The sequence below is a fragment of the Streptomyces sp. LS1784 genome, from assembly GCF_020103755.1.
Taxonomy (GTDB): Bacteria; Actinomycetota; Actinomycetes; order Streptomycetales; family Streptomycetaceae; genus Kitasatospora.
In genome coordinates this window covers 1-1542 of the sequence record NZ_JAHSQD010001026.1, presented here as the reverse complement: position 1 = coordinate 1542, position 1542 = coordinate 1, and the positions used below count along the sequence as shown (strand labels likewise).

Below are 1542 nucleotides of genomic sequence, written 5' to 3'. Positions count from 1 at the left end.
GGCTCGGCTCCGGCGGCCCGCGCCGAGCGGCGTCCGGTGGCGTGGTCGCTGCGGGTGCTCGGCTGGCTGGGCCTCGCGGCCGTGCTCGCGCCCCTGTTCCTGTACGACCGCAACACCCCCTTCCCCGGCACCGCCGCGCTGCTGCCCGTCCTCGGCACCGCCGCCGTCCTGCTCGCCGGGCACCGCTCGTTCGGCGCCGCCGACGCCGGGCGGCTGCTCGCCACCCGCCCGTTGCGCGCCGCCGGACGGCTCTCGTACGCCTGGTACCTGTGGCACTGGCCGGTACTGACCATCGCCCAGGCCCGGTACGGTGTGCTGCCCTGGACCACCCTGCTCGCGCTCACCGCCGCCGCCGCGCTACCCGCCTGGCTCACCCTGCGGCTGGTCGAGCAGCCGCTGCGGTACGGCAGCAGCCCGGCGCCCCGGCGCGGGCTCGCGGTCGGCGCCAGCGCCCTGGTCATCCCGCTGATCGCCGCACTCACCCTCGGCGGCGGCACCGTGCGCGCTCTCGGCGACCCCTCCTCCGGGCCCACGGCGGCCCCCGCCGGAGCCGCCGACGGCCCGAGCCTGCTCGCCCCCGGCATCCGGGTGCTCGCCCTGACGCCCTCGCTCGCCCGGGCCCGGGAGGACTTCCCGCCCGGCAAGGGCTGCGAGATCCCGCTCAACGCCGACAGCAGCCCGCGCTGCCTCTTCGGTGCCGAGGACAGCCCCGACCGGATCGTGCTGCTCGGCGACTCGCACGCCGGGCAGTGGATCTCCGCCGCCCTCGCCCTGGCCGAGCAGCGGCACTGGGCCCTGGAGGTCCTGGTCAAGCCCGGCTGCCCGCTGGCCACCCTCACCGTGCGCAACAACGTGCTCGGCCGCACCTTCGAGGAGTGCGACCGCTGGCGGGAGAACACCCTCACCCGGTTGGCCTCCGGGCCCAAGCCGCGCCTGGTCCTGATGGCGGGACTCAACCGCTACGGGAGCCAGGAGGAGCGCACCGAGGGCTGGACCCGCACCCTGGACCGGCTCACCGCGCTCGGCGCCCCGCTCGCCTACCTCGGCGACACCCCGATGCCCGGGAAGGACATCCCGACCTGCCTGGCCGCCTCCGACGGGCGCTCGGACGCCTGCTTCTTCCCGCGTGACACCGCCTTCGAACCCGACCCCGTGCTGGACGGCGGGCTCGCGGCCCGGTACGGGGTGCGGACCCTCGACCTCGGGCCGCTGCTCTGCCCCGGCACCGGGCCCTCCTGCCCAGCCGTACTGGAGGGCGTGGTGCTGTACCGGGACACCGGGCACATCACCGACACCCTGGCGCGGGTGCTGGCGCCCCGGCTGGACAAGGGCCTGCTGGGGGCCCCGGGTGCTCCGACCGGTCCGACCGCGCCGGCCGCGCCTACCGTGTCCGTGGCTTCGGGGCCGCCGTCGGCTCAGCCGTAGATGCTGTGGCAGATCCGGGCCTGCTCCGACCCGGCCGGCCAGTGGCCCGCCCGCTCGGCCTGATCGCAGATGGTGCTCCGGCGGCCGCCTGCGCCCGCCCCGGCACTCGCCGGGGCG

The 1542-nt window shown here is 77.2% G+C and carries 1 protein-coding gene; it reads left to right on the top strand.

All coding sequences use genetic code 11. The features are described 5' to 3' along the window. A partial coding sequence (locus KS423_RS45325) for an acyltransferase family protein (RefSeq protein ID WP_224285491.1) occupies window positions 1-1425 on the top strand: 1425 nt, incomplete at its 5' end. Between the last annotated feature and the right edge of the window lie 117 nt (window positions 1426-1542).